At 44.9% G+C, this 2963-nt stretch carries 1 protein-coding gene; it reads left to right on the top strand.

The window, feature by feature from the left end; translation table 11 throughout:
• Window positions 1-2963, top strand: a 2963-nt coding sequence (locus tag IAE20_RS16640) for a type VI secretion system Vgr family protein (RefSeq protein WP_200482936.1), incomplete at both ends; no start/stop codon positions are given.

Here is a 2963-nt window from a genome sequence, read left to right on the forward strand (position 1 = left end):
TATTAGAACACTTAGGTTTAGGAACCCTACACCGCACTCTTCATGTCCAATTTAGTAATGTCTCACTCAATGCACAGGTTTTCTTACAAGGGATAGAAGGGCAGCATTGCCTTAATCAGGGTCTGGAAATTAAATTAACCTGTTTATCCACGAATGCCCATCTTGCACTCAAACACTTCATTGGCTGTCAGGTAGCGATTGATCAAGTGACTGATCTTGGGCAATTTGCCCGACTATCAGGCCTCATTACACAAGCAAGCCAAGGCCAGAGCGATGGGGCGCTTACAATATACAGCCTCACTGTCCAAGACCCCACTGCACTTTGGCACAAACGACGCAATAGCCGCGTGTTTATGAATAAAAGTGTTGTTGAAATCACAGAGATACTGTTTAAAGAATGGCAAAATAAAAGTGCCTTATTTGCCGCCAGTTTAACCCTTGATCTAAAAGGCCTCAATCAAAACTACGATATTCGACCTTTGAGCATGCAGATCAACGAATCAGATTACGACTTTCTGACACGTTTGTGGCGCAGCGAAGGAATCAACTGGTTGATTGATGAAGCACAGCCCATCGTTACACATCCCTTACACGAACTTGCTCCCCAGCACCTACGCCTGATAGACCACCAAGCCTCATTTACCGTACTGAATCGTGGCGTGATCCGATTTCACCGCAGTCATGCGACTGAATATTTTGACAGCATGACCCGCTTTACCGCTCATCGCCAACTACAATCGACAACCACCTACGTACAACGCTGGCAAGCGGATGCCCTCACTCAAGATGATGGCAGTGGTAGCATATTGAGCGCCCATCAGCATAGCGATCAACAAAGTAACGAAAGTTTAAGCTTAGAACAGGCATGGCACATAAGTCCCGCATGGACCACAGACCTGACCGGAGCGGATCAGGCCACCGCTTCAGGTTCTTCACAACTTGAAAAACTCAAGCACAACCTAACTGCCTACCAAGAAAAACAAGCCAAATACTTTAAAGCCCAAACCACAGTACGAGATGCACAAGTAGGATACTGGTTTGAACTCACTGGACACCCTGAAATTGATCAACATGAAGGAACTGATCGACAATTTATCATTTATGAAAAACGATTCTATAACCAAAATAACTTACCCAAGGATCTTCAACAACAATTTGAGAATTTGCTCAATTATTCACTATTAAAAACATCAGCTAAAGAAGAACGCCAAGGCAATGAACTCACCTTAATTCGCCGTCAAATCAAATTAGTACCAGAATACCACCCCTTAGCCCATCGACCACTGACCCATCCACAGCGAGCACGGGTGGTTGGACCAGAGAATCAAGAAATACACGTAGATGAATGGGGGCGGATCAAAGTCCGCTTTCTCTTCACTCGCACCGAAGACCATCAACATGATGGCGGTGCAGGCTCAAATGACAGCGATACAGATTCAGCATGGGTCGACGTGCTGACTCCATGGGCAGGTGAAGGCTATGGTGCAAGATTTCTGCCACGCATAGGAGAGCTGGTGGTGATCGATTTCTTTGATGGTGATGTAGATCGTCCCTTTGTCACTGGACGTATTCATGAAGCACAACGCTCACCCACCAAATTTGATATCAAAGGGCAACTTCCTGCCACCCGAAATCTAAGCGGTATTCGTTCAAAAGAAATCAAGGGTGAAGGCTTTAACCAACTGCGCTTTGACGATACACCCGACCAGATTAGTGCCCAACTCCACAGCAGCCATGGAGCAAGCCAACTGAACTTGGGCAATCTCAGCCATCCCAAAGAACAGGAAAACAGTCAGGGACGTGGCGAAGGATTTGAGTTAAGGACGGATCACTATGGCGCAGTACGTGCTGGAAAGGGCATGCTGATTAGTACCTATGCACAAGAACAGGCTATTGCTGACCATTTAGACGCCATGCAAGCCCAGTCTTTACTCATACAAGGCTATGAAAACATGAAAATGCTCAGTGAAATTGCGACCCAGCAAAGGAGCGATGCATTAAATGTCATTCAGCGACTACCCAAACTCATTCAGTCACTTGAACTGAAAACGACCAGTCAGGCTTTAAATAGCACACTGAATCTATTTAAAGACAGCATGAATCAAGATCCCATTCATGCGCTGAAAGATTGTGGAAGCTTTATCAAAGAGATTGGGGGACTAGGAGGCGATACCAAAGGAATTGTCGATGAATTTAATACGTTCTTCACCAACTCAAAAGAAGCGGTAGAGAACCTCAAAGCATTTATTGAAAATGTAGAAGAACATGGGGCGGACCTGATAAAAGGCAAACTGGCAAGCATAAAAAACCAAATCAGTGACAATCCATTTGAAAGCCTACAACAAGTTGGAGCAACCATAGCCAATGTAGAGCTCAAAGACTTTGACCTGATGAGTGCGTGTGGGAGCTTTAATAAAGGCAGCAAACTCGGAATGACCCCCTCTAAAGCCTTAAGTTCCTTACAGGACTTTATGAAAGGGTATAGTCAGGATTTGGAAAATAGCAACACAAGCACACCACAAGAACAAGGCCGGATTTTTAGACAAGCCCTGATGCTTTTAGCCTCACCGAATGGAATTGCATTAACCACGCCTGAAAACATTTTACTTCAAGCCTCTCAGGATATTGCCGAGAGTGCTAGTGGTTCAATTAATCTGAGTGCACAGAAAAATATTATTGGGCATGCACAAGACAAGATCAGTTTTTTTACTGCACAACATGGAATTAGCGCGTATGCCGCAAAAGGGAAAATACAACTGCAAGCGCAAGATGATGCGATAGAAGCGATAGCCAGGCAAGTCATCAAACTCATTTCCACAGAGGGAAGGATCGAACTGACCAGTCCGATCGAGATAGATATAAAAGCAGGGGGTTCACAGCTAAAAGTGAATAAGGAGGGTGTATTTATTAATACAGGTGGCTACTTCAAGGTAAAGAGTGGGCAGAGTGTGTTTGAGAGTGGG

The organism is Acinetobacter sp. S54 (assembly GCF_016624945.1).
Taxonomy (GTDB): Bacteria; Pseudomonadota; Gammaproteobacteria; order Pseudomonadales; family Moraxellaceae; genus Acinetobacter.